Origin of the sequence: Erythrobacter sp. QSSC1-22B, from assembly GCF_001678665.1 — a bacterium.
Lineage (GTDB): Bacteria > Pseudomonadota > Alphaproteobacteria > Sphingomonadales > Sphingomonadaceae > Qipengyuania.
Genome location: NZ_LZRP01000031.1, coordinates 1 through 1,396, shown reverse-complemented (window position 1 = coordinate 1,396; position 1,396 = coordinate 1). Strand labels below are relative to the sequence as shown.

Annotated in this window: 1 protein-coding gene; it reads right to left on the bottom strand. The window is 58.7% G+C overall.

Translation table 11 applies throughout. The features are described from left to right. Positions 1-276: 276 nt before the first annotated feature. The gene (locus A9995_RS15700) at positions 277-1,308 is read right to left on the bottom strand and encodes an IS110 family transposase (protein ID WP_067614749.1); all 1,032 of its coding nucleotides are present in this window, start codon (positions 1,306-1,308) and stop codon (positions 277-279) included. Positions 1,309-1,396 lie beyond the last annotated feature (88 nt).

The window sequence follows — 1,396 nt, the reverse complement described above, 5'->3', positions numbered from 1 at the left end:
TTCTGTGGTTGCCGCCCGTGATGCAAGAAGTTTCAGAACCGATATGCATGTGATCGAGTGCGGTCTTCTGTAAGGCCTGTATGTGCGGCATTTCCAGAAAGCCGCTGGCCGGTATGGTGATCTGCGGATCAGGTCCAAATCTGATTCTCGAGCTTGGCTGCTCACGACTCTTAACTGGTTTTCCTGCTCCAGATCTGTTCGATCATTTTGCCCATTCGGGTCGTCGCCTTCTCACACCCCCTTATCCGGCTTCAGGCAGTTTGTGCTGCATGTCGATCATGCGGCCACAGCCTGCGCCGGAACTCGATAATCCTCATCTTTGGTTAGCAAGGCCCAGATCGTCCGCGCCATCTTGTTGGCCAGCGCGATCGCCACAAGCATTCTCGGCTTTCGCGCCACCATGCGCGCCAGCCATGAAGCTTCTGGAATCGATTTTCGACCCAGCCAGTTCAGCCGCGACATCGCGCCGATAATCAGCAGCCTGCGGATATCAGACTGGCCCGCTTTAGATATTCGCCCGAGCCGTTCCTTGCCGCCGGAGGAAAACTGGCGTGGGACAAGACCAAGCCACGCGGCGAAGTCACGGCCACACTTGAAGCTCTCCATTGGCGGGGCAAAGGCCTCGACGGCAAGCGCGGTCAACGGGCCAACGCCCGGAATGGTTTGCAAACGCCGCGCTGTGTCTGTTTGCGCCGCCAGCGCCTTGATCTTCGCAGTCCGGGTATCAATCCGCGCCGTTTGTTCGGCAATCTGCTCCAGCAATTCGGCACATTCCTCGCGCATCAAGTCGGGCAAATCGCTGCCTGGTGCGTCCAGTATCTCTGCAATCCGTTTGATGTGGTGAACCCCCTGCGGAACTGCATGGCCGTATTCATAAAGGCAGGCCCTGAGTGCATTCACCAGCTCGGTGCGCTGGTGAACGAGCCGCTCGCGGGCGCGGAACAAGATCGCCCGGCTTTGCTGCTCCGCAGACTTCGGCTCAACGAAGCGCATCTCGGGTCGCTGCGCCGCGACGACGATCGCCTCGGCATCCGCGGCATCATTCTTCTGCCGCTTCACAAACGGCTTCACATACTGCGCCGCAATCAGCTTTACCTCATGGCCAAGCCGGACCATCTCGCGCGCCCAGTAATGCGCGCTGCCACACGCTTCCATCACCACCACTGCTGGTGGCTGTTCGGCCATGAACTTCGCAAAACCCTGCCGCGACAGCTTCTTGCGAAACTTCGGTTGGCCCGTCATCGACGCCGCATGAAGCTGGAAAACATTCTTTGCCAGGTCCACTCCAATCATCGTATCCTTCGTCATGGTTGCCGTCCTTTCCGCTCAGTGGCTCCAAACACCACTATTTGGCACATCACGATGCCGTCAGGGAGGGCGGCAACCACCCCATCTG

Coding starts and splice junctions, on each gene's coding strand:
- A9995_RS15700 (WP_067614749.1), bottom strand. CDS start 1,308: ATGACGAAGGATACGATGATTGGAGTGGACCTGGCAAAGAATGTTTTC.